At 54.8% G+C, this 22,479-nt stretch carries 19 protein-coding genes; 9 read left to right on the top strand and 10 right to left on the bottom strand.

The window, feature by feature from the left end; genetic code table 11:
* Window positions 1–254 precede the first annotated feature (254 nt).
* Window positions 255–1,322: a tRNA 2-thiouridine(34) synthase MnmA gene (mnmA, locus tag OIM11_07905; GenBank protein HJJ01050.1), complete on the top strand. Its 1,068-nt coding sequence runs from the start codon at window positions 255–257 to the stop codon at window positions 1,320–1,322.
* Between the two features lie 229 nt (window positions 1,323–1,551).
* Here mnmA and OIM11_07900 read toward each other — a convergent pair whose 3' ends face one another.
* From OIM11_07900 to sufC, 5 genes are read right to left on the bottom strand one after another with little or no spacing between them, the layout of a single operon-like run.
* Window positions 1,552–2,007 carry an SUF system NifU family Fe-S cluster assembly protein gene (locus OIM11_07900; protein ID HJJ01049.1) on the bottom strand — a complete coding sequence of 152 codons (456 nt, stop codon included), beginning with the start codon at window positions 2,005–2,007 and terminating at the stop codon, window positions 1,552–1,554.
* Complete coding sequence (locus OIM11_07895; protein ID HJJ01048.1) at window positions 2,000–3,235, bottom strand: SufS family cysteine desulfurase; 1,236 nt, start codon at window positions 3,233–3,235, stop codon at window positions 2,000–2,002. Before OIM11_07895 ends, OIM11_07900 begins: the two co-directional genes overlap by 8 nt.
* Window positions 3,232–4,467 (bottom strand): SufD family Fe-S cluster assembly protein, encoded by a 1,236-nt coding sequence (locus tag OIM11_07890; protein ID HJJ01047.1) that lies wholly within the window; start codon window positions 4,465–4,467, stop codon window positions 3,232–3,234. The genes OIM11_07895 and OIM11_07890 overlap by 4 nt, the downstream gene beginning before the upstream one ends.
* The gene (sufB, locus tag OIM11_07885) at window positions 4,467–5,891 is read right to left on the bottom strand and encodes a Fe-S cluster assembly protein SufB (protein ID HJJ01046.1); all 1,425 of its coding nucleotides are present in this window, start codon (window positions 5,889–5,891) and stop codon (window positions 4,467–4,469) included. The genes OIM11_07890 and sufB overlap by 1 nt, the downstream gene beginning before the upstream one ends.
* 9 nt (window positions 5,892–5,900) lie before the next feature.
* On the bottom strand, window positions 5,901–6,659 hold the full coding sequence (sufC, locus tag OIM11_07880) for a Fe-S cluster assembly ATPase SufC (protein HJJ01045.1): 759 nt from the start codon (window positions 6,657–6,659) through the stop codon (window positions 5,901–5,903).
* A 191-nt stretch (window positions 6,660–6,850) separates the two neighbouring features.
* On the opposite strand from sufC, the gene OIM11_07875 reads away from it, so the two are divergent.
* Both OIM11_07875 and OIM11_07870 read left to right on the top strand, forming a co-directional pair.
* On the top strand, window positions 6,851–7,417 hold the full coding sequence (locus OIM11_07875; GenBank protein ID HJJ01044.1) for a LemA family protein: 567 nt from the start codon (window positions 6,851–6,853) through the stop codon (window positions 7,415–7,417).
* 134 nt (window positions 7,418–7,551) lie between these two features.
* Window positions 7,552–9,408 (top strand): DUF2207 domain-containing protein, encoded by a 1,857-nt coding sequence (locus tag OIM11_07870; protein HJJ01043.1) that lies wholly within the window; start codon window positions 7,552–7,554, stop codon window positions 9,406–9,408.
* A 21-nt stretch (window positions 9,409–9,429) separates the two neighbouring features.
* Here OIM11_07870 and OIM11_07865 read toward each other — a convergent pair whose 3' ends face one another.
* Window positions 9,430–10,170: a hypothetical protein gene (locus OIM11_07865; protein HJJ01042.1), complete on the bottom strand. Its 741-nt coding sequence runs from the start codon at window positions 10,168–10,170 to the stop codon at window positions 9,430–9,432.
* A 149-nt stretch (window positions 10,171–10,319) separates the two neighbouring features.
* On the opposite strand from OIM11_07865, the gene OIM11_07860 reads away from it, so the two are divergent.
* Together OIM11_07860 and OIM11_07855 are read left to right on the top strand one after the other, a co-directional pair.
* Window positions 10,320–12,230, top strand: a complete 1,911-nt coding sequence (locus OIM11_07860) for a DUF4012 domain-containing protein (protein ID HJJ01041.1) — start codon at window positions 10,320–10,322, stop codon at window positions 12,228–12,230.
* A gap of 93 nt (window positions 12,231–12,323) precedes the next feature.
* Window positions 12,324–13,199: a sugar transferase gene (locus OIM11_07855; protein HJJ01040.1), complete on the top strand. Its 876-nt coding sequence runs from the start codon at window positions 12,324–12,326 to the stop codon at window positions 13,197–13,199.
* Window positions 13,200–13,208: 9 nt separating this feature from the next.
* Here OIM11_07855 and OIM11_07850 read toward each other — a convergent pair whose 3' ends face one another.
* The gene (locus OIM11_07850) at window positions 13,209–14,453 is read right to left on the bottom strand and encodes a hypothetical protein (GenBank protein ID HJJ01039.1); all 1,245 of its coding nucleotides are present in this window, start codon (window positions 14,451–14,453) and stop codon (window positions 13,209–13,211) included.
* Between the two features lie 98 nt (window positions 14,454–14,551).
* Here OIM11_07850 and OIM11_07845 point away from each other — a divergent pair, with 98 nt between their 5' ends.
* The 3 genes from OIM11_07845 to OIM11_07835 are packed head-to-tail and all read left to right on the top strand — an operon-like array spanning window position 14,552 to window position 18,175.
* Window positions 14,552–16,000 carry a flippase gene (locus OIM11_07845; protein ID HJJ01038.1) on the top strand — a complete coding sequence of 483 codons (1,449 nt, stop codon included), beginning with the start codon at window positions 14,552–14,554 and terminating at the stop codon, window positions 15,998–16,000.
* 22 nt (window positions 16,001–16,022) lie between these two features.
* Window positions 16,023–16,988 carry a glycosyltransferase family 2 protein gene (locus OIM11_07840; protein ID HJJ01037.1) on the top strand — a complete coding sequence of 322 codons (966 nt, stop codon included), beginning with the start codon at window positions 16,023–16,025 and terminating at the stop codon, window positions 16,986–16,988.
* Window positions 16,989–17,020: 32 nt separating this feature from the next.
* On the top strand, window positions 17,021–18,175 hold the full coding sequence (locus tag OIM11_07835; GenBank protein HJJ01036.1) for a glycosyltransferase: 1,155 nt from the start codon (window positions 17,021–17,023) through the stop codon (window positions 18,173–18,175).
* A gap of 13 nt (window positions 18,176–18,188) precedes the next feature.
* Here the strand turns inward: OIM11_07835 and OIM11_07830 are convergent, their stop codons facing one another.
* The gene (locus OIM11_07830) at window positions 18,189–19,286 is read right to left on the bottom strand and encodes a hypothetical protein (protein HJJ01035.1); all 1,098 of its coding nucleotides are present in this window, start codon (window positions 19,284–19,286) and stop codon (window positions 18,189–18,191) included.
* Window positions 19,287–19,310: 24 nt separating this feature from the next.
* Window positions 19,311–20,111, bottom strand: a complete 801-nt coding sequence (locus OIM11_07825) for a DUF4422 domain-containing protein (protein ID HJJ01034.1) — start codon at window positions 20,109–20,111, stop codon at window positions 19,311–19,313.
* A gap of 202 nt (window positions 20,112–20,313) precedes the next feature.
* On the opposite strand from OIM11_07825, the gene OIM11_07820 reads away from it, so the two are divergent.
* Window positions 20,314–21,738, top strand: a complete 1,425-nt coding sequence (locus OIM11_07820) for a DUF4012 domain-containing protein (protein ID HJJ01033.1) — start codon at window positions 20,314–20,316, stop codon at window positions 21,736–21,738.
* Here OIM11_07820 and OIM11_07815 read toward each other — a convergent pair.
* Window positions 21,696–22,409 (bottom strand): hypothetical protein, encoded by a 714-nt coding sequence (locus OIM11_07815; GenBank protein ID HJJ01032.1) that lies wholly within the window; start codon window positions 22,407–22,409, stop codon window positions 21,696–21,698. The two genes, OIM11_07820 and OIM11_07815, sit on opposite strands and share 43 nt — an antisense overlap.
* Window positions 22,410–22,479: the final 70 nt, after the last annotated feature.

Below are 22,479 nucleotides of genomic sequence, written 5' to 3'. Positions count from 1 at the left end.
CCGCAGGCGCGCAGTGCTCCCCATTGTCATTTCGACCGGAGGCGCGCAGCGCCGGAGTGGAGAAATCTCGCCATTTCGTTGTCATCTCGACTGGAGCGGTCGTCAGACCGCGGAACGGAGAGATCTTGGCAAGAGATTTCTCGACTGAGCGACCTTACGGTCGCTTCGCTCGAAATGACAGGAGGGGGAGCCGCTCCGTTCGAAATACGTGGTATCTTCATTTTTGTTGAAAGCCGTGAGTGGAGAGGACGTACATGGCGCAGAAGGTCATCGTCGGCATGAGCGGGGGAGTGGATTCCTCGCTGGCTGCGGCGCTGCTTGTGGAATGGGGCTTCGACGTCACGGGCGTGTACATGCGCAACTGGTCGGTCGATTTGCCGGGATTCAAATGCCCCTGGGCCGAGGACCTTGCCGATGCCGAGCGCGTGGCCGTGCAGCTGGGCATCGACCTCGAGGTTTGGGATTACGAGGAGGAATACAAACGCGATGTGGTCGACTACCTGGTCGATTGCTATGCGCGTGGCCTCACGCCCAATCCGGACGTCATGTGCAACGAGAAGGTGAAGTTCGGCGTCTTCGCACGCGAGGCCTTCGAGCACGGCGCAGACTACATCGCAACGGGGCATTACGCACGCGTGCTTCTCGACGACCCGGGCGCGAAGTCCGGCCACTTGCTTCGCGCGCTCGACGAGCACAAGGACCAGACCTACTTTTTATGGCGTGTGCCGGGGACGGTGCTGGCTCGTACGCTATTTCCCATCGGCGAGATCGAGAGCAAGGCGGTCGTGCGGGAGATGGCCGCGCAGCGCGGGCTCGAGGTCGCGACCAAGCATGATTCCGACGGCATCTGCTTCATAGGGCCGGTTTCGATCCAGCAGTTCCTGCTCTCGCAGCTCGAACGCAAGGCGGGTGACATCATCGAATACGAGACGGGAGACGTGCTCGGTCAGCACGAGGGCGCGTTCCTCTACACGCTCGGTCAGCGTAAGGGGCTCGACCTTGGGGGTGGCCCGGCACGCTACGTGGTCAAGACGGACACGGCCGAGAACGTCGTGTACGTGAGTGCGGACCACGACTGCGATGCGCTATGGACCGATGAGCTCGCGCTCGGCGACGTGCGTTGGGTTTCGGGTGATGCGCCCGCACCAGGGCGCTATCTGGTGCGTACGCGGCATACCCGTCCGCTCGTCGAGGCGCATGTCGAGATGGGGGAGGACGCGGCGCGCATCACTTTCGACGAACGCGTACCCGCTGTGGCGGCTGGTCAGTCGGTCACCATCTACCGTGACGAGGAGTGCCTCGGCGGCGGCATCGTCATATAGGACATGCGCCTGTCATTTTTTTTCGAAAGTGTGAGGCTTGCTTTCATTCCATGTCGATTTTTTTCGAAAGTGTGAGAGCAGACAGCGAAAAGGCCTCACATTCTCGTGATTTTTTACATGACACTGTCAAAAGTCTCACATTTACGGCAAAAATCTACATAGCACTGTTGAAGGTCTCACACTTTCGAAAATTTCTTGCAAGTGAGCCGCGGATTAGCGTACTCGCCCTTTATTTCTCGGCCTCGCGCTCGGTGAGGATGCCGTTGAGGGTGCGCCAGGCAAGCTCGGCGCACTTGACGCGCGCGGGCATGCGCGAGATTGACTGAAGCTCGGCGGCCTCGTCGAGGTCCTCGATGTCGTCCTCGGAGAGCTCGTTGCCTTGGATCATGCCGATGAAGAGCCCGAGCAAGCGCTTTGCCTCGTCAACGGATTCCCCCTCGATGAGACCGGCCATCATGTCGGCGGATGCCTGGCTGATGGCGCAGCCGTGCCCCGTGAACGAGGCCTCCTCGATGATGTCGTTCGCATCATCGATCTTGAGGTAGAGCGTGAGCTCGTCACCGCAGCTTGCGTTGATGCCGTCGTGGCTGTGCGTTGCGTCCTCGAGCTCGTATCGATAGTCGGGATGGGCGTTGTGATCCATCAGCGCAGCAGAGTAAATGCTGCTGGTAGAGCCATTAGACATTGAACATCCTTCCCACGAGCTCGAGCCCGTCGATGAGCCTATCGATATCATGCGCGTCGTTGTAGAACGCCACGCTCGCACGGCAGCACGTGTGCATGCCGAGGAAGAGCAGTAGAGGCTGGGCGCAGTGATGACCGGCGCGAATCGCGATGTTCTCGCCGCTCAGAATGCCTGAGACATCATGCGGGTGCACGCCGGTGACGTTGAAGCTGAAGGCGCCGCTGCGCGCATCCGGGTCTGCAGGGCCCACGACCTCGATGAACTTGAGCGCCTCCATGCGCTCGGCCAAGTAGCGCATGAGCGCCTTCTCGCGCTCTTCCATGGCCTCGATACCGATGCCATTGGCGTACTCGATTGCCACGCCCGTCGCGTAGATGCCGGCGGCGTCTTGCGTGCCCGCCTCGAACTTCTCGGGGACGGGGGACCAGACGGCGTCCTGCTCGCTTACGTAGTCGATCATCTCGCCGCCCGTGAGGAACGGTGGCATGCTCTCGAGCAACTCGTGCTTGCCCCAGAGAACGCCCACGCCAAAGGGCCCGAAGACCTTATGGCCGGAGAAGGCGAAGAAATCACAACCGAGCTTGGTGACGTCGACGGGCATGTGCGGTACGGACTGTGCGCCATCGACCACCATGTACGCGCCGTTCTCGTGCGCGAGCTGCGCCATACGGGCGATGGGGTTGGTGACGCCAAGGACGTTCGAGACGTGCGCCGCCGCGACGATCTTGGTCTTGGGGCCGATCTTGGCGAGCATCTCCTCTTCGGAGATGAAGCCGTCCTTGTCGCAGTACATGTAGACAAGCTTTGCTCCGGTCTTCTTGCAGAGTTGCTGCCAGGGAATGAGGTTGCTGTGATGCTCCATGATGGTGATGCATACCTCATCGCCTTCCTCGACCACGGTGGGGCCGAAGGACTGCGCGACGATGTTGAGTGCCTCGGAGGCGTTGCGGTTGAAGACTATGTCACGTGCGTTTTCCTCGCCAATGCCGATGAAGCGCGCGATGAGCTTGCGCGTATTCTCGATGGCTTCGGTCGCCTCGATGGAAAGCTCGTAGAGACCTCGCAGCGGATTGGCGTTCATGGTCTTGTAGAAGTGGTCCACTGCCTCGATGACGCATGCGGGGCGCTGTGCGGTGGCCGCGCTATCGAGAAACGCCAGGTCTGGCATGGATGCGAGAAGCGGGAAATCCTTCTTGTACGGATTGGCTATGATGTCGATCGAACTCACAGGTAAACCTCCTCGAAGTTCTCCACGATCGTGTTGCCGAGGCGCGCGACGGCTTGCTTGGTCACGTCGTTGGCGGCGTTGAGCCAAGCGTCCTCGAGCGTCGCGGTGATGAACATCTGCTCGGCCTGCTCGGGCGACAGACCGCGGCTTTCCAGGTAGAAGAGCTGGTCGGCCTTGATGTGGCCGATGGTCGCCCCATGGTTGCCCATGACGTCGTCCTCGTTGCAGAGGATGTTGGGGACGGTCTTGTTGCTCACGCCCTCGTCGACGAGCAGCACGTTGTCGACCTCGTGGCCCACGGCGCCCTTGGCCCCGCGAATGAGGTCGATGGTGCCGCGCAGCGTCTTCTTGCTTGTGCCGGCAAGCACGCCGTTGGCGTAGAGGTTGCAGGTTGACTTGGTGCCGTGGTGTCGCAGGATGTAGTTGAAGTCGAGTTCCTGCTCGCCATGGCCCAGGTAGTGCGTGTAGACGTTGATGGTGGAGTTGTGGCCGCGTAGGTCGCCTGCAAGGCCCGTGTACGATTTGCCCGCGCCGAGCACGGTCTGATGTACGTCGATGGTTGCGTTGTCCGCAGCGAACAACCCCATGTCATCGAGGTCGGTCCAGGTGTCATCGAGCGTCTGGACGCGACGCAGCGCGACGTGTGCGCCCTCGGCGGCAAAGATGCGGATGGAGCTGCCGGTGACGCCCGTGCCGAAAGCGGGGGAGTCCACGATGACGGCGACGTCGAGAGTCGCGCCCTCGTGGGCGACGAGGTCGATGGCGGCCATGTTGGCACCCCCGTCGACGCCGCTTATCTGGATGCATGCCGTGTGGTTTGAGCCAGCTGGCGCGATGATGGAACGCGTCTGGCAGGCCATCTCGCGGATCCAGTCGCTGACTTCCTCGCCCATGCCCTGCTCGAAGGACGCGGCCAGGCTCTTGGCCTGCTCCATCGCGTCGGCCTTCTTCTGGTACGCGGACAGCGCCAGACCGCCGAGTTCCTCGGCCTGTTCGTCGACGGCGTTGGTCAGTACGGGCTTGTCGCCATAGACCTTGTCCCAGGCAGCTTGCGCCGCCTCCATGGCCTCGACGAAGGCCGTGGCGTCACCGAGCGTGGCATCGGTTTCGATGACGGCATCGGCTTCGCAGGAAAGCTGCGCGGGGATTTCGATGGTCGCGTCATTCATGTGGAGGAAGTACCAGGTCGGAGCTGGCATCGCACTTGCGTGCTCGAAGATACGTGCTTCCATTAGCCGATCGCTCCTTCCATCTCGAGTTTGATGAGGTTGTTCATTTCGACGGCGTATTCGAGCGGGAGTTCCTTGCTCACCGGCTCGGCAAAGCCGTTGACGATCATCGTGCGCGCCTCTTCTTCGGAGAGACCGCGGCTCATCAGGTAGAAGACCTTGTCATCGCCGATGCGGCCGATGGTGGCCTCGTGTCCGATATCGACGTTCTTGCACTTGATGTCCATGGCCGGAATCGTGTCGCTGCGGCTGCGATCGTCGAGCATGAGCGACTGGCAGCTCACCGTCGCGGCGGAGTCCTCGGCGTTCTTGGTCGCCACCACGCTCGAGCGAAAGGTGGAGACGCCACCGTCCTTGGAAATGGACTTGGTCTCGACGCTCGCCTTGGTCTTGGGTGCGTTGAGCACGACCTTGCAGCCCGTGTCGAGGTTCTGGCCCGCACCCGCGAAGGTGATGCCAGTAAAGCTCGACTTGGCGCCGCGTCCGTTGAGGATGGACATGGGGTAGAGGTAGCCCACGTGGCTGCCAAAGGAGCCCGAGATCCACTCGATGTCGCCGCCCTCCTTGCAGATGGCGCGTTTGGTGTTGAGGTTGTACATGTTCTTCGACCAGTTCTCGATGGTCGAATAGCGCAGGTGGGCGCGCTCGCCCACGAAGAGCTCGACGGCGCCCGCGTGCAGGTTGGCGACGTTGTACTTGGGCGCCGAGCAGCCTTCGATGAAGTGCAGGCTCGCGTCATCTTCGACGATGATGAGCGTGTGCTCGAACTGGCCCGCGCCGCGTGCGTTGAGGCGGAAGTAGCTCTGCAGCGGATAGTCGAGCTGCACGCCGGCCGGCACGTAGACGAACGAGCCGCCCGACCACACGGCACCGTGCAGGGCCGCGAACTTGTGGTCGGTGGGCGGGATGAGCTTCATGAAGTGGTCGTGGATAATGCCCTCCCACTTGGGGTCTTGCAGCGCCTCCTCGATGCCCGAGTAGACGATGCCCATCTTGGAGGCGGACTCCTGCATGGAGTGGTACACGAGCTCCGAGTCGTACTGTGCGCCCACGCCGGCAAGATAGCTGCGCTCGGCCTCTGGGATGCCCAGGCGGTCGAAGGTGTCCTTGATATCCTCGGGGACGTCATCCCAGCTCGCCTGCTGGTCGGTCTCGGGCTTCACGTAGGTGACGATGTGGTCCATGTCGAGGCCGTCAATTGACGGGCCCCAGGTGGGGATGGGAAAGCCGTTGTAGATGTCGAGTGACTTGAGGCGTAGGTCGAGCATCCAATCGGGCTCGTCCTTCTTCTCGGAGATCTCGCGTACGATCTCGGGGGTGAGGCCCGCCTCAAGATGCTCCTGGTTGCTTTCGTCCTTGACGAAGTCGTACATGCTGCGGTCGATGTCATCGACCTGCGTGCGCTTCTTTTCGCTTGGTCCGGTCATGGCGGCCCCTTATCGTGCCTGCGCGAGGGACTCGAACTGCTCGAATCCGTTGGTGTCGATGTCGGCGATCATGCTCGCGTCGCCTTCGGCGACCATGCGGCCGCGCACCATGACATGCACCTTGTCGACATCGAGGTGCTCGAGGATGCGCGTGTTGTGGGTGATGACGAGTAGCGTGCCGTTGCATTCGCGGCGATAGAGCTCCATGCCCCGGCTGACGACGGAGAGCGCATCGACGTCTAGGCCGGAGTCGGCCTCGTCGAGGATGGCGAGACGCGGCTTGAGCAGCAGCAACTGTAGCATCTCGACCTTCTTCTTCTCGCCGCCCGAGAAGCCCACGCCAAGCTCGCGGTCGAGGTAGGCGCGATCCATGTCGAGCTCATCGGCGAGCTCGCGTACGCGCTTGCGGAACTCCTTGCGCTTCATGTCGAGTTCGGGGCGCGCCGAGGCGATGGCACGCAGGAAGCTCGACAGCGGCACACCGGGAATCTCGACGGGAGCCTGGAACGAGAGGAACATGCCCGCGAGGCTGCGCTTGTCGGGGGAGAGATCGGTGACGTCTTCGCCACCGAACATGATGGTGCCGCCCGTGACGTCGTAGGTCGGCTCGCCCATGATGACGTGGCCCAGCGTCGACTTGCCCGCGCCGTTGGGGCCCATCAGAACGTGAACGCCGCCTTCCTCGACATCGAGGTCAACCGAATGGAGTATCTCCTTGCCGTCAACACCAGCTGACAGGTCACGGACAGACAATAGTGCATCGCTCATAGGTGTTCCCATCTCTCCTGCGAGGTCCTCTCATGTTTCCTCGCTGCGGTTCCACGTACGCGAAGGCTCGCGGAACTTTTTCTGCTCAATGTAAATGGTGCATGTTCAATGTCAAGAAAACTCGCCGCTTCGACATGCAAAGGTAACTTTTGGGTACAATGCACGAAACGTTTCCGTTGAAAGGTGCCCCCATGAGCGGACTTACCATTGCCCTCATCGTCATCGTCGCAATCGTCGTCATTCTCGCCATCGCGCTCATCGGGATGTACAACAACCTTGTGCGCATGCGCAACCGCGTCGATAACGCTTGGGCGCAGATCGACGTACAGCTCCAGCGCAGGCTCGACCTCATCCCCAACCTCGTCGAGACCGTCAAGGGCTATGCGGCACACGAGAGCGGCACGCTCGAGGCCGTGACGCAGGCGCGTAATGCGGCGATGAACGCCGCGACGCCCGAGGCGCGCGCCGAAGCCGAGAACATGCTCACGGGTGCCCTCAAGACACTCTTTGCTGTGAGCGAGGCTTACCCCGACCTCAAGGCTTCCTCCAACTTCCTCGACCTTCAGGCGCAGCTCTCGGAGACCGAGGACAAGATCAGCTACATGCGTCAGAGCTACAACGACACTGTCATGAAGTACAACAACGGTATCCAGACCTTCCCGGCTGTCATCTTCGCCGGCATGTTCGGTTTCAAGGAGCGCGAGCTCTTCGAAGCGGCCGCTCCCGCAGCCACTGCTCCGCAGGTGAGCTTCTCGTAATGCGGACGCGAACTGGGACAAATGGACAGGGCAAATGTCCCACTAGCCTTAGTGGGACATTTGCCCTGTCCATTTGTCCCAGTTGCGTGCTGGTCATCGCGTGCGTGCTTTGGCTTGTCGCGTGCGCGTGCATCATGCCTACGAGTGCCCACGCCAAGAGCCACGCGTGCGCGAGCGACACCATCAACGCGACCGTTAACGAGGATGGCTCGCTACATGTCGTCGATGCGCGAACCTATGAGTTCGACGGCCGCTACACGCTTACGGCTGCGGTGCTCGATCCGCCGCCCGGCGGCACGGGCATCGTCAACGGCGTGTCGGTCATCGACGAGAACGGTGTCACCACGCAGCTCGTCGAAGTACCGTTCCAGGGTTCATGGCGTACGGCGGGCGGCCCTCCGAGCGGCTACTACTCTATCGATGTGGCCGAACGCACGGTCTATGCGTTCTCGACGACCGAAGACGAAAGGAAGACCTTCGTCTTCGATTACACCTACACGGGCGCCGTCAATCGCTATGACGACGTGAGCGTGCTGTATTGGCAATTCGTCGCTCCTAACTGGGATGTCGATACCGAGGACGTGCACGCGTTCGTGCGCCTGCCCGTGCCTGCAGGCCAGAGCGTCACGGGTGGCGAAAACGTCTACGCCTTCGCTCACGGCAACATCAACGGCTCGGTGAGCTTCGAGGACACCGGCGTCATCGAGTTCGTTGTCCCGCGCGTGAAAGAGGGCGACTTCGCCGAGATGCGCGTCGCCTTCCCGGCAAGCTGGACGCCGTTGGTCTCGGCCGAGCAAACGCATGCCTACGACGGGCTTCCCCAGGTGCTCGAGGAGGAGCGGGCATGGGAGCGCGAGGCACAGGCTCGTCGCATTATCGATGTGTTGCTGCTCGTCATCCCCCTGTGCATCTCGCTCGCATGCCTCATCGTCGCGCTCGTTCTGTTCTTCCGCTACGGCCGCGAGCATAAACCTAACTTCACGGACGAGTATTGGCGCGACGTGCCCGAGAAGGAGACAAATCCCGCCGTCATCGCGCGTCTATGGCGCTGGAACAAACCCGACGCCAATGATCTGACTGCCGTCCTCATGCATCTCTCCAACCTCGGCGTGGTGAGCATCTCGCGCGAGACGAGCATCGAGGAACGCAAGATCCTGGGCGACAAGGAGCACGTGACCTATAGGCTCGGGCTCAATCCCGAGAAGCGCCTCCATGTGAATCACGACGCCATTGACACCAAGGCGCTCGACTTGGTCTTCGACAGGATCGGCGTGCAGTACGGCAGCGTCACGCTTGAGGATATCGAGGCGTATGCCAAGGACCACGCCGAGAGCTACGTGAACTCCATGCAGTTGTGGCAGGGCACCATCAGCGCCGAGGTGGACAGGCGCGGTTTTTTCGAGAGGACGGGCGAGCGTTGCAAGCGCGCGTTTCAGATTGCGTCAATCGGGCTCATCGTGCTCGGTGCCTTCGCGAGCATCACGATCGAGAACTTCATGCCGGTTATCGGCTTGCTTCCCGGTGCCGTGATTCTGCTCGCGTTCTCGTTCTTCATGACGCGACGCTCCCAGGAGGCCGTCGATATCTACGCGCGCTGCACGGCGCTCAAGCGCTGGTTCAAGGACTTCACCGCACTTGACGAGGCCGTGCCCACGGATGCCAAGGTATGGGGCGAGCTGCTTGTCTATGCGTATCTGTTTGGTGTTGCCGATCAGGTTGTGAATGACCTCAACCGCGTCGCGCCTGATATTTGGACTAGCGACGTGTTCGTCGGCAGCATGCTGTGGTACTACAACCCCTACGTTTCGATGCATGCCGGTGCGGCGAGCACGGACTTCTTTGGCAACGCGTTCGAGAACACGATGTCTTCGGCGCAGAGCATCATTGCCGCTGCCAAGGGTGGCGGCGGCGGGAGCTTCGGCGGTGGAGGCGGCTTTTCGATGGGTGGAGGCGGCGGTTTCGGCGGCGGAGGCGGCGGCTTCTCGCGCTAGGGCCTCACGCGCGACTCGCCATTACTCCGAAAACGTGCCGTTGCCGGTCTTGCCGTGCGCGTCATCGCGTGCGGGAGACTCTTTGGGCGCTTCGCGTGCGGGAGTCTGCGGCGTCTCGTCCTCTGCATCCTCCTGCGCTTCGCCTGGATGCTCCGTCTGCCAACGGATGGTGGCGCGACAGCGCTCCTCGAGGGTGATTTCGAGGATGTCGGCCTTGAGGGCGTAGTTGTTCCAGAGCGAGCCCGTGAGGTAGATGAGAATCGCGCCATCGAAGATGAGAATGCGCGCGAAGTCGTATGTCGCGCCCTGATACGTGTTGATCATGATGATGACGAGTCCCGCGATACCGAGCATGCGCGCAATATAGCGGTAGCGCATGGACTCCCATTTGAAGCTCCGCTCGACGCGCGCCTGCGCCTCGGAGTCCGTCTCGGGGTTGCCGGTAAGCTCCCGTGCGAGGGCCTTGCGGTACTTGGGTAACTCCGCGCGCTCGGCGCGTAGCTGGAAGTGACGCAAGCCGCTTACGGCATATGCGAGGACGAGCACGATGAGAAAGCCGGATACGTTATGACTTGCCTGCTGCCCATCGAGCATGAAGTAGGCGATCGTCCCGATGATGACCACGGCGAGGAGTATGTTGAGCAAGACGAAGGTGATGGTCGCCATCTTCTTTGAGCCCGTGATGCCCCATTCCGTGCGCAGGTTGGGGATGGACTCTATGTATTGCAGGACCTCTTCGTCGTTGGGTAGCTGGGCACTCATGGTGCGTCCTTCTCTCGCGGGTGATTGGTAAACCTAGTATCGCATAGAATGCGTGGAGAAACCGTGCCTTTGGGGCTCTTGCGGTATCATGAGCAAACATTTGTCATGAAAACTCACGATAACCAGTGATTTCGAACATGGGGAGCATCATGGTCAGGTATTCCGCTCACGGTAACCACAGCCGCAGTGGGCAGCAGCCCGTCTTGCGGTCGGATATGGCAGCGTACAACGCGAGCAACTACGTCGGGCACAGCGCGCGGCGCCCCAAGAACCACAAGCGCCGCAACATCATCATCGTGGTCGTCGTGGCGGTCATCCTTATCCTGGGCTGTTCGGGCGTGGCCCTTGCCATGAGCGCCAAGGATGCCAAGGCAGATGCCGAGGTCCTCATGGATCAGGGAAAGACGCTCGTCACACAGCTCAAGGAGGGCGACAAGACCGGCGCTGGAAAAACGGCGACGGAACTCTCGGCAACCGCCAAGAAGCTCAACGATACCGTGGGCAGCCCTCTGTGGGCCGCTGCCACGCTCATCCCTGTCTATGGTAGCGATATCGCCCAGGTGCGCACGATCGCGAGTGTGGCGGACACGCTGTGTGCCAAGGCGGTTACGCCTCTTATCAATGCGCTTCCCGCAGAGGGACTTTCGGGCATCGTCGTTGACGGCGGTGTCAACGTGGAAGCGGTGGAGGACATGCTCGCGCCGCTCGGTGCCGAGTATCCCACGATTCACGATTGCGCCGAGCAGGTCGCCAAGATGGGCGATTCGCATCTTGACCAGCTCAAGGAACCCGTCCAGACCGTCAAGGGGCTGGTCGGCACGCTCGATACCGTCTCCGAGTACGCAAGCGAGCTCTCGCATCTGCTGCCCGGCATGCTCGGTGCCGATGGCGAGCCCGCCCACTACCTCGTGATCGCCGCGAACAATGCCGAGCCGCGCTCCACCGGCGGCATGGCGGGGTCCTTTGGCATCATGACCGTCGAGGACGGTAAGATGAGCATGGGCGATTTCGTGGGGAGCGAGACTGCCCCGCGCCCCGATACCGGAGAGGCGGCCTTGCCCCTCACCGATGAGGAACTCCTGATTTTTGGCAAGCGCGTGGGTATGGACATGCGTGACGTTGGCTACATTCCCAACTTCCCGCGCGTGGCCGAGCTTCAGAAGGCCATCTGGGAGTCGAGTGGCAACACGGAGGTCGATGGCATCGTCATGCTCGATCCGGTCTTTCTGCAGCGCATCCTCGCGCTCACCGGAGGCGTGACCACGAGCAATGGCACGGTTGTCGATGGTACCAATGCCGCGCAGATTCTCATGAACGAAGTCTACTTGCGCTACGGCGATGAGAACGAGATTCAGGACGCGTTCTTTGCCGAGGTCGCCAGTGCGGCGCTTGACCAGGTGCTCGGCAATTTGGGCGAGGTCGACTTGGCGAAGCTCCTCGAAGTCGTCAATAACTCGCTTGATGACCGCCGCTTCTACATCTGGATGGCCAATCCCGAGGAGGAGGCCATCGTCACCAAGCTCGGCGCAGCCGGCTTGACTTCCGTGAGCGAAACCGAACCCGTTGCGGGTATCTACTTTGGGGCCGCGTCAGGTGCGAAGAGCTTCTGGTACCTCGATGCGGATGCGCAGGTAAGCGAAGGCCGTAAGAATGCTGACGGCTCAATGAGTTATGACGTCACCGTCACCTTCAGCAACACGCTCAGCGATGCTGCTGCCTCTGACATGTCCTGGTACATCACAGGCGAGGCAGCCATTAAGCGCAGCGCGAGCGACATGCATCTGGACGTATACCTCTATGCGCCGGCAGGTGGCAGCATCTCGAACATGCAGACGAATGGCTACTTCTTCGATTCGAGCTACTTTGGTGGCGAGTGGTATACCACGCCCGGTCCTGACGAGATGACCAAGGCCAGCTATAACGGCAATGAGGTCTGGTACGGCATCACGGGCATCAATGGCGGGGAGAGCACGACCATCAGCTATACGCTGACGACGTCGCCCAAGGCAGAAACCTCTCTGCAAATCGACATGACGCCTTTGGCAAACGAGGCTCTCTAGGCCGCTGGGGTACATGTAACAGTCCGACGTGCCAAAGGGCCGCTTTCTGCTGTACCATGCAGCAGATGCTTTCATTCGATATTCGGGAGACGCATGACTCGTAATGCGCATAGGGGGGGTTGGGGCAAGGTCCTCAAAACGGGCGCCGCTGTGTTCGCGGGCGCATCGGTTGCCGTTGCCGCTGCGGGCCAGATCGTCGCGTGGAAGCGCGATCGCAAGGGCAAACCAACACCCGATGAAATCATTGATGTCACAAGTGTCCAGGCACAAAACGTGCTTGACAAGGCGACGCGCGGAACCGACATCGTGCTCAATCCCGTGCAGCGTCAGCCTATTCCGGGTATAGACGATACCTATCGGTACCACGTGGTGAAGCGCGGCTTCGATGTGGTGTTTTCCGCCTGTGCATCCGTTGCCTGCTTCATCCCCACTCTTGCGGTCTGTGGTCTTATATGGCTCGATAATCCCGGATCGCCCATATACAAGCACAAGCGCGTCGGGCGCTATGGCGTGCCCATGAATATCTACAAATTGCGCTCGATGGTGCCGGGGGCCGATGATGTCGAAAAGCACCTCACGCCCGACCAGCTCAAGCAGTGGGAAGCCGAGCACAAGGTCGACAACGATCCGCGTATTACGAAAATCGGCAAGTTTTTGCGCAAGACTTCGCTCGACGAGCTGCCTCAGTTCTGGAACGTGCTTACGGGCGAGATGAGCGTCATCGGCCCGCGCCCCGTCGAGCCTGACGAGCTTGCAGCCTACGACGATTCGGTTGTGGAGTTTCTCTCGGTGACGCCTGGCATCACGGGTTGGTGGCAGACGGTATCGCGCAACGATGCGAAGTACGAGGATGGCGAACGCCAGAGCCTTGAGCTTTTTTATGTGCGCAACCGCAGTGCGAAGATTGACCTAAAGGTGTTTTTCGAGACCTTTAGCGCCATGTTCGGCAAGAACGCGAGCGGAAAGTAGGTAACTTTGTTACCTGTTTTTCTCTTTTAAACAAGCGGGTTTCCACAATGGTTTTTGCCATGAGGCAAGAGGGACTTCTTGTGCAAGAAGACAAGGAGTCAAGAAAAGAAATGTGTTGTATACGGGCTCAATAAGTTGCGTATCAAGTACGGCATGAAGAGCAATAACACATAGGCAGAGTGTTAGGTACTTGTTGTTGGTGTTGGCTGCCCATCTGCCAAGTTGAAAAAGAGTGAACACGACAGCAGCAAGTGCAACCCATCCCATATATATCAAGATATGCATGTAGGAATTGTCAACAAAATTTGTATCAAATGATCCAGTGCTTATTTCCATGACACCTTCGGGTGTTAGCCAATTTCCAACAAGCTCTATTTCTTGTCCAAATGGCAAGACACCATAAGTGAATAAGGTAGCTTGCGTTTGAGCAAGTCTGTTTGCCAAAGCTTTGTTAATGATATTCCAAAATTCAAATGAAGGATTAAAAGCAAGGAAACATATCAGGCTTAAAACCGCGAGTATTGGAAATATCCAAGCGCCGGATATAGACAATATTTTTTTTCCTGCAAATTTGCCTTTGGATACTTTGAGAAAAAACCAAAGCACAAGTGCCAAAATAACCAAAATAAAAGAGTTCTTTGCGTCGGTGAAGATAAAGATAAGAATGTCTATTGCAAGAATACCAAGTATTTCTACAAACGTGAGAGCGCTGCGGCGGAGAAAAATCCAAAGTAAAGATACCGTAAGAAACAGGTGGCTTAATGTGGTGCAATAGAGAAATCCAAAACCATGCCTATTTCTTGTTCCAGGATCCCATACGTAGTCATTAATAACGCCAAACAAGGAGAGAACAACAACGATTAAAGAGAATATGGAAATAATCCCAATCGAGGTAATTGCGATCTTTTTGAAGTCGACGTTTCTACAGCACCATACAAGTATGACCAAATCAATAATCTCAACACGGCGCGAGACTATCCAGACGATACAGCCGAGAATAAAGAAACAAATGACGGGAATTAGCTTTTTGTCAAAGGGACGCCGAAAGTATTGGTCACGATGGGTGTAGACGTCGCTAATCGTCAGCAACGCTAAGATTGAAAAGTGAATAATCGTGTTGGGCAATCCATCTGTAATAAAAGCCAATAGAGTGCTCTGGCTAATTTTCCATACAAGATAAATACAATATAGAATCATTGCGAAAGTTGGGGCGTGTCTAATCTGGAAAAGTCTGGCTTTGATTTTATTTGTCATAACTATCAAACTCATTATTATTTATGTTGAGTGCTGCTTAGAGAATACCATACATGGCGTAGCTTCGAGTGTTTGTTCGTTACGGTATAGTTGTGACCATGTCACACTCTGTAAAGAAAAACTTTGTCTATAACTCGGCGTATCAGATATTCCAGATTATCACGCCGCTTGTTACCACACCCTATCTGTCACGAGTTCTCGAGGCGTCAGGGGTCGGACTGTATTCTTATACCTATGCAATTGCTGTCTATTTCGTGATGTTTGCGACTTTGGGCATGTCGAATTATGGCGTCCGTGCCATGGCGGCGGTTGCGGATAATCCCGCGCAGCGCAACAAAACGTTCAGCTCAGTCTTTGCCTCGCAGCTTGTCGTCGCTATTCCCGTGTTCGTTTTCTATCTCGTTTACGCAATTCTGTTTCCGCAGGGAGGTATGGTCATATCATTGCTTTGGGCAATGTACGTCTTTTCAAGCGTGATTAACGTTTCCTGGCTTTTTTTTGGAATGGAGGACTTTGCCAAAGCGACCATCATCAACATCGCGACGAAGGTTCTCGAACTTGTCGGTATTTTCACGCTCATACACTCTGCTCAGGACGTGTACATATACTGCGGAATCGACTCTCTCTGCTTCTTGCTTGGCTTTGCACTGCTTTTACCGTTTCTTCATAAATACGTTAAGTTTTCCAAGCCCACATGGGCTGAGGTTAAGGTGCATTTTCTCCCCAACCTGAAGCTCTTCATTCCCGTTATCGCAATCAGCCTCTACACGACGCTCAACTCCATCTTGCTTGGAGCCATGTCGACCATGGAGCAAACCGGCTATTTCGATTATTCGAATAAAATGGCGCGAATGCCTCTGGCAGTTATCACGGCCCTGGGTACAGTCATGCTTCCGCGTATGTCAAACATGTTTGCCGCCGGAAAAACCGAAGAAGGGCTCGACTTGCTCGATACTTCCATGTGGCTCATGTTGGCTGGTGGTCTTGCAATGGCTTTTGGGATTACGGGAATCGCACCGGAATTCGTCGTCGTTTTCTTTGGCCCCGGATACGAACCATGCGCTGCCGTGATGACCGCGCTTGCCTGGATTGTTCCGCTCATCTGCGCTACAAATGTGATTGGCGCACAATACTTGTTGCCCCTGTACAGAGACAATCACTACACCATTTCTGTCTGCGCGGGTGCCGTGATCAACGTTGTCCTCTGTCTGCTTTTAATTAGCGAGCTCGGCGCACTGGGGGCAGCTTTGGGCGTCGTTGCTGCGGAGTTTGTCGTTTTGACGGTACAGGTGTTTTTCGTGCGCGGAGAACTTCCCTTAGCTCGCTATGTGAAAAACACGTTCCCGTTTTTTCTTATCGGCATCGTGATGGCTGTTTTTATCCGTTTCATCGTAAGCTTGCTTATGCCAGCTTTAGGGATGTCCGTACTTTTGCTCGTTATCGAAATCCTTGTTGGCGTGCTAGTCTTTTGTCTACTTTCCTTCATATACTGCCTTATTACAAAGAACCAGTATTTCTGGCGAATAGTCGGGAAAAACAAGGGCTAGTCACTACGAAGTGAGAAAACACATGTTGGGTATGAACTGTGCATCTAATGAAAATGGGGGTATTCGAATGGCCCCGGCTTTTCGTCAAAAGACGGTTGCTGCCGTCGTCGTCACGTACAATCGCAAAGACTTGCTGGTGGAATGCGTTGAGCAATTGCTTGCCCAGACGGCTAAAGATGAAATGGACGTTATCGTTATTGATAACGACAGTTCCGATGGCACGGAAGCTGCTTTAGCGCCTTATATTGAAAAAGATGCGCTCGTTTATCACAACACGGGAGAGAACCTTGGTGGCGCGGGTGGCTTTCAGTTGGGGATGAGGATTGCTGCGGAGGCTCAGTACGAATATATTTGGGTGATGGATGACGACACCATCCCTCATCCTGACGCTCTCGAACGCTTGCTGGAGGCAACGAGTGAGATCGACTCAGATTGGGGCTTTTTGTCGAGCAAAGTGTTATGGAAAGATGGCTCCATATGCGAAATGAACAGGCAACGTGAGACTCTCACTAAAAACATCTCCGATTCGGCACGGGGTCTCCGTCCTGTTGTAATGGCGAGTTTTGTCTCCTTATTCGTTCCAGTTTCTGTGATTAAAGAAGCAGGCCTTCCAATAAAGGAATTCTTCATTTGGACAGATGATTGGGAGTTTACCCGTCGGATTTCCCTGCAACACAAATGCTATCTGGTTTCCTCAAGCATAGTGGTTCATAAATGCGCATCCAACCATGGTGCAAATATCGCAGTAGATAGTACTGATCGGCTTGACAGGTACAATTATCTTTACCGAAACGACGTTTATCTTTATCGCAGAGAAGGTATGAAGGGTTTTTTGTATGAGGCGGCTCGTCTGGTGGGGCATGCTGTCAGGGTCCTGCTTAGATCCAAGGACAATAAGGGAGCGCGTTTAAAAATGATAGCGAAAGGAACTATCGATGGGTTTTCGTTTAACCCCGTCATCGAATTCCCCGCTGATAACGATGCGTAATCGTCGCGTATGACAATGGAGGTATGGATGTCATGGGTTGCTCAGATACCAAACCATTGCGGATTCTTAATTTGCTCGGAGAGCCTTTTGAACGAGGCGGACAAGAGTCCTATATCATCTCCAATTATTTGAATATGAATCTCGAAGGGCTTGTTCTTGATGTTTTAACGCCATATTGGGTAGGCAATCAGTCATATAAGCAGCTAATCGAAGAAAAAGGGGGCAACGTATTTGAGCTGGGGCTCCCGTTTAATCCTGGTCATAGCAGAAAGGGCATTTTGGAGCCCTTGACGGAGTTCTTCAATGAGCATAATTATGACATCGTGCATATCCATTCGGGGAGCATCTCGGTGTTTAGATTTGGCTCACAAGCTGCAAAAAGATGCGGCGCTCCTTTTGTAATCGCGCACTCGCACTCATCTGTTGAGACGATGAATATAAAGAAACGCGTGATTCGACGCATCAGTGCTGTTCTCATGAACAAAAACATCGATTTGTTCTGCGCGTGCTCAACTGAGGCGGGAAAAAGTAAGTTTTTGCCCGGTCCCTCCAAAAAAATCGTGATTCTGAAGAATGGCATTGCTGTGGAACGTTTTCGTTTTTCATCTGAAGCGCGAAAGGAAATCCGCGATAGTTTAGGCGCAACGGAGGACGCATTCGTGATTGGCAATGTGGGACGTCTCGCAGAGGAGAAGAATCACGAGTTCATCATAAAGGTCTTCGATGAAGTTTGCGGATCAGACGAGAATTGCGCACTTTGGATCGTGGGTGATGGTCCCCTTAGAGACCACTTGCTTCAGAAAAGCGAGGAACTCAAGTCTCATGAGAACATTCATTTTTTAGGTGCGCGCGATAATATTCCTCAGCTGCTGTCTGGCATGGATGTTTTCCTGTTCCCCTCGGTTTGGGAAGGGTTGGGAATTTCTTTGATCGAGGCCCAGGCATCCGGTCTTCCCTGTGTCGTGTCGAATAATGTTGCCGAAGAGGCCGATATCGCTAGGCCTTTTATTAAACGCCTTTCTCTAACGGAAAAGAGGCGTAACTGGGCGGATGCCGTTAAGTCCTTCAAGGGCAAAAGAAATCCGCTTGGGACGCAAGAAATTAAAGCAGCTGGATATGATGTCAAAGATACAGCTCGACGGTTGCGAGAACTATACTTTGAAATAGCTGATGAGCATATGGAATGAGTATCGGAGGGCGCTACGAGCGCTTTTGCAGCTTGGCGAGGGCGGTGTGGATGGCTCGTTTGGTGAACTGACCTTCTCGCAGCTCTTTCGAAAGAGCCAAAACTTTCTGTACGATTCTTTCATATTGCTCAGAACTGAGCGACTTTGTCTTTTCCTCTATATCCTCCAAACTGGAAACGGCGATGCCGAGTTCATTCTCGAGGATGAACGGGGCCAGCGCCGCTTGATTCCAGATAATAACGGGCAGTCCAGAGGCGATGTACAGAGATGTTTTATGAGGATTATTTACTCGTAGGTATTCGCCGTAGGGGCCTTTGCATGACTGGGCACTGCTGCCATCCCACACTAATCCAAAACTGCCCTGCAGCTTTGCTGGGAGTTTCTCTGCTTTTGCTTGTCCACAATATAAAACTGTATCAGAATCAGCGCCTTCATAGTTTGGGCCGTAGAGCCTGAACTCTGTATTGATTGGAAGAGCGTAGACATACCCTGTTTTTTCTCGTTGGAGGTTTCCGGCAATCACAACAGCGGCGGATGGACCCTGTACGTTTGCAGTTGGCGTATTTGTGGGAAGGAGATAGTCAAAGATATTGAGAGAGACTATTTTGTCTTCTGGGATATTGCAGCTTTCGATGAGCATCTTTTTCATACGTTCGTTGTGAACGATGATGATGGAGGCAAGTTTGAGCAGTGAAAGCTCTTCTGCGTTTATGCGAATCCGGCTTATTTGCGAGGTGGTTTGGCTGCTTTGAAAACGAATGAAATCAAGATCATGAATGAGCAATATGAGATGAGCTCCTCGTTTGTCAAGCTTGGCAAAGACGTTTTTTGCGAATATCGAATGATTGTCGAGAGGGAATTGGACGATAACGCAATCGTTTTTTTGAATGGGCGCAAGTCCTTTATTCCATTCGTCAACAGCTTTAATGTGGGCAAGCAGGCGGCTTTTGATGTTTCCGCTGAGACGCTCTACCCTATCATAGCGGACTACCAAACGTGTAAGGCCCATGCTGTTCAGTATCTGTGAGATGTCGGCGCGCGCTTTGCTGCCTGCGTGGTTCTCGTTGGCGCTATCACTAACCTCGTCTATGTAGAACACTTGATTAATCATTTGTGTCTCCCATATATGCGGCAACTAGAAACTCTTCGTATATTTTTTTGCACCGAGTTTTGCCAGGAGGAATGAGCCGGCTTTTTTGAACCAGTTTATGGGTTCGGGGCTTATAACAGGCAGTTCAGCGTACTCATAGCCATTGGTGTTAATCCATACATCAAGCAGACGCTCACTTACGCGTCCTGGGTAACGTGCCTGGAACGCGTCATTATATTTCTGCGGATCGATGCGTTTGGTCAACTCAAATAGAATGGGAAAGAGCCAGGCGCAGTATTCGTCGAACTTTTCTCTGCTCATGACAAACATGTTGAACATATGCGCTTTTTTGCGCTGCATGAGGTTGTCGAAGGCGTTGACATAGTCAGGTTCCATATCGAGCAAGACCTGTCTAAGCTCGTCGAGCTGCTCGCCGGGAAACGTGTGCGCGTAATGGCTATAGATCGTCTCAATATAGTAGTTGCGTTTCCTGGGAACAACGATGTCAACATGTTCGAATGCGTTACAAAAATCACCTTCGGTCGCAATCTTCTTGAAGCGATCACGGTCGCGTGCACGGGGATTTCTGAAATGCCTACGATAGTGAACAATGCCCTTGTATGGTGCATCGCAGTTTTTCCAAAGCCAATAAACAGCGGTTAGCTCGGAGAATTCATCATTGAGGTTGCTAATGTTGTCACCCATGTTGTCAACAGCAAACCCTAGGTCAATGTCTGGATGAAGCGACTTGCCGACTTGTATCGGCATGTAAATCGGCTCTTGTGGCATATGGTATGGCTTATGCGTTGCTACTGCGATACGTATGTCATCGGCGTCAAGGGTCATTAGTCTCTTTAGGTCAAGGTTTGCTTGCTCCGGGTGATTCTATAGCATTTCACCCGTTCGTACGTAGGGAAGTGCCCAATGGCGCGAAGAATATATGAAGCGAGGCGCGTGAAATGGGCAGATGGCGTATCATTCATCAACACGTATGTCATCGAGATACCGCGACGCATGCGTGTCGCGACCGTATGAATTGTGGAGAGAGATGGACAATCGGGAGAATGGTTACGGTAACGGAATGCAGCAGCCGGTTGGCGGCCGGATGAGCGCCGCAAATCAACCGCACCGCCAGCCCACGCCTCGTCCTTCGAGAAACGAACTTGCTCAGTATAGTACTGCTAACTATATGAATCATGGTGTAAAGGCAAGGCGGCGGCATGTCAGGCGTAAACCCATCATCATTGCCGTTGTGGTGGCTGTAGTTCTGCTATTGGTTATTCCGGGTGTGACGCTTGCGGCAAGCGCTAAGAACGCCTTGAACGATGCACGAATTCTTATGAGTCAGGGGTCGGCGCTGGTGAATCAGATTCAATCGGGCGATGTCCAAGGTGCACAGCGAACCGCGACCAATCTTAATTCTATTGCTCAAGAGCTAGATGGAAATGTGAACAGTATATTATGGACACCGCTTACGTTTGTTCCCGTGTACGGCGAAGACGTGAAGCAGGTGCGTACGTTGGCCAATGTTGCCAACAGGCTTTCGGAGCAAGTGCTTATCCCTATCACCCAAGGATTACCAGCTGACGGCAGCGCGTCTCTCTTTGTGAATGGGGGCTTTAATATCCCGCTGCTGCAGTCGCTTTTGAACCCGATCGGTTCTGCGTCACAGACTATTCAAGAGTGTGCTAAACAGGTGAATGCGCTGGGGGATACGCACGTATCGCAGCTTATCGAACCAGTCATGACTGTAAAGGGCCTTATGGGCACACTGGATGAAATATCTGGATACGCGACAGATTTATCTAATGCGCTACCGGGGCTTTTGGGCGCAGATGGGGCTCGAACGTATCTTCTTGTGGCTTTTGGTGAGTCCGAGTTAAGGTCAACAGGTGGTTTTCCTGGATCTACGGGAGTCTTAACTGTAGACAATGGCAAGCTAAGCGTAAGCGAAATGGGTGCGCCACAATTGCCTTTTGCCCCGGAGGGAAGCGATTATCTTCCAACAACTGAAGAGGAGAAAACGATTTTCGGTACAAGGGTTGGAAGGTATTTTTATGATGCAGGGTACATTCCTCATTTTCCGCGCGCAGCAGAGATTATGAAGGCCGTCTGGGATGCGAATGACAGGCAGCCGATTGACGGTATCATCGCCGTAGATCCTGTTTTCTTGCAGTCTGTATTAAGCTTGACAGGAGCTGTTACAACATCCGATGGAACCATAGTGGATGGAACGAATGCGGCCGAGATTCTTTTGAAGGACGCATATTTGAAATACAACATAGAATCTTTTATGGAAAGCGTTGGGGATTATACGACGGCGTCTTTGCTTGCGGGCGAGGCGCAAAATGCTTTTTTTAGTGAGGTTGCTTCACTTGCTTTGGATGCATTTTTTAAAAAAATGTCTTCAATAAATCTTTTAGATGCGGCTCAGATGTTCGGCGACTCACTTGCTAGCAAGAATTTCTCGTAAAGCTCGCAGATGGAGACGAAATAAGCATCGGTTAGTCCTGCAAACGATATGCGAACTGGATTTCCCCCGTAATCCATCAGTTTGCAATATATCTTCTCAAATCTCTTCTTTGCTTTTGCGTTTGTGTCGACAAGAGCAGAATTCAGAATTTGGAAAAGGTCAAAACAGATGGCTTTTTCGTGTTTCGCATTAAGGTATATCGATGCAATTAATTGTCCGTGCTGTGAATAATTACGTAATGTGTAAGAGAGCGCATAGTTAAAATCCTCATCAAATGCCTTGCGTCTAAGAGCGTCAAACGCCTGATGATTTTTGAACCCTCTTTTCTTCTCGTGGTTTGAAATTGACTGTAAGAAGCTGATGAGGTTGATCCCACTCGAAAAGTAATTCATTGCATATCCATTGATAATTATGTTTTCTGCTTGGGACGATCCGTTATCGATTATCTTCTGAAGAGTGTCATTCATATAGATTTGAACACCATTTATGAGCTGGGCGTGATTCCAAAGAAAGACCTCATGCAACTGCTGCATGTCATTGACCAATCTAGTGAGATCCATCCAATGTCCAAGTTCGGGATGTGAGTCCAGCTCGAAGTAGTGCCCTTCGTCGATATGCTGTATTAACCAGTCTTGTGCTTCTACTGCATCCAGTATTTCCAACGAATCCATATCCTCTTCTTTCGCATCATCACCTTCGCATTTTGATTCCAAGGTTTATCGTTTTTAGGTTAACAGCGAT

It is taken from the genome of Coriobacteriaceae bacterium, from assembly GCA_025992705.1.
GTDB lineage: Bacteria > Actinomycetota > Coriobacteriia > Coriobacteriales > QAMH01 > QAMH01.
This window is presented reverse-complemented; position numbering and strand designations above follow the sequence as displayed.

What these genes read in the sequence shown, in the direction of transcription:
- OIM11_07860 (HJJ01041.1), top strand. Translation starts at nt 10,320, where the DNA reads ATGGTCAGGTATTCCGCTCACGGTAACCACAGCCGCAGTGGGCAGCAG.
- OIM11_07835 (HJJ01036.1), top strand. Translation starts at nt 17,021, where the DNA reads ATGGGTTGCTCAGATACCAAACCATTGCGGATTCTTAATTTGCTCGGA.
- OIM11_07825 (HJJ01034.1), bottom strand. Translation starts at nt 20,111, where the DNA reads ATGACCCTTGACGCCGATGACATACGTATCGCAGTAGCAACGCATAAG.
- OIM11_07900 (HJJ01049.1), bottom strand. Translation starts at nt 2,007, where the DNA reads ATGTCTAATGGCTCTACCAGCAGCATTTACTCTGCTGCGCTGATGGAT.
- sufC (HJJ01045.1), bottom strand. Translation starts at nt 6,659, where the DNA reads ATGAGCGATGCACTATTGTCTGTCCGTGACCTGTCAGCTGGTGTTGAC.
- OIM11_07830 (HJJ01035.1), bottom strand. Translation starts at nt 19,286, where the DNA reads ATGATTAATCAAGTGTTCTACATAGACGAGGTTAGTGATAGCGCCAAC.
- OIM11_07845 (HJJ01038.1), top strand. Translation starts at nt 14,552, where the DNA reads ATGTCACACTCTGTAAAGAAAAACTTTGTCTATAACTCGGCGTATCAG.
- OIM11_07850 (HJJ01039.1), bottom strand. Translation starts at nt 14,453, where the DNA reads ATGACAAATAAAATCAAAGCCAGACTTTTCCAGATTAGACACGCCCCA.
- OIM11_07870 (HJJ01043.1), top strand. Translation starts at nt 7,552, where the DNA reads ATGCCTACGAGTGCCCACGCCAAGAGCCACGCGTGCGCGAGCGACACC.
- OIM11_07890 (HJJ01047.1), bottom strand. Translation starts at nt 4,467, where the DNA reads ATGGAAGCACGTATCTTCGAGCACGCAAGTGCGATGCCAGCTCCGACC.
- OIM11_07815 (HJJ01032.1), bottom strand. Translation starts at nt 22,409, where the DNA reads ATGGATTCGTTGGAAATACTGGATGCAGTAGAAGCACAAGACTGGTTA.
- OIM11_07840 (HJJ01037.1), top strand. Translation starts at nt 16,023, where the DNA reads ATGTTGGGTATGAACTGTGCATCTAATGAAAATGGGGGTATTCGAATG.
- mnmA (HJJ01050.1), top strand. Translation starts at nt 255, where the DNA reads ATGGCGCAGAAGGTCATCGTCGGCATGAGCGGGGGAGTGGATTCCTCG.
- OIM11_07865 (HJJ01042.1), bottom strand. Translation starts at nt 10,170, where the DNA reads ATGAGTGCCCAGCTACCCAACGACGAAGAGGTCCTGCAATACATAGAG.
- OIM11_07820 (HJJ01033.1), top strand. Translation starts at nt 20,314, where the DNA reads ATGGACAATCGGGAGAATGGTTACGGTAACGGAATGCAGCAGCCGGTT.
- sufB (HJJ01046.1), bottom strand. Translation starts at nt 5,891, where the DNA reads ATGACCGGACCAAGCGAAAAGAAGCGCACGCAGGTCGATGACATCGAC.
- OIM11_07855 (HJJ01040.1), top strand. Translation starts at nt 12,324, where the DNA reads ATGACTCGTAATGCGCATAGGGGGGGTTGGGGCAAGGTCCTCAAAACG.
- OIM11_07875 (HJJ01044.1), top strand. Translation starts at nt 6,851, where the DNA reads ATGAGCGGACTTACCATTGCCCTCATCGTCATCGTCGCAATCGTCGTC.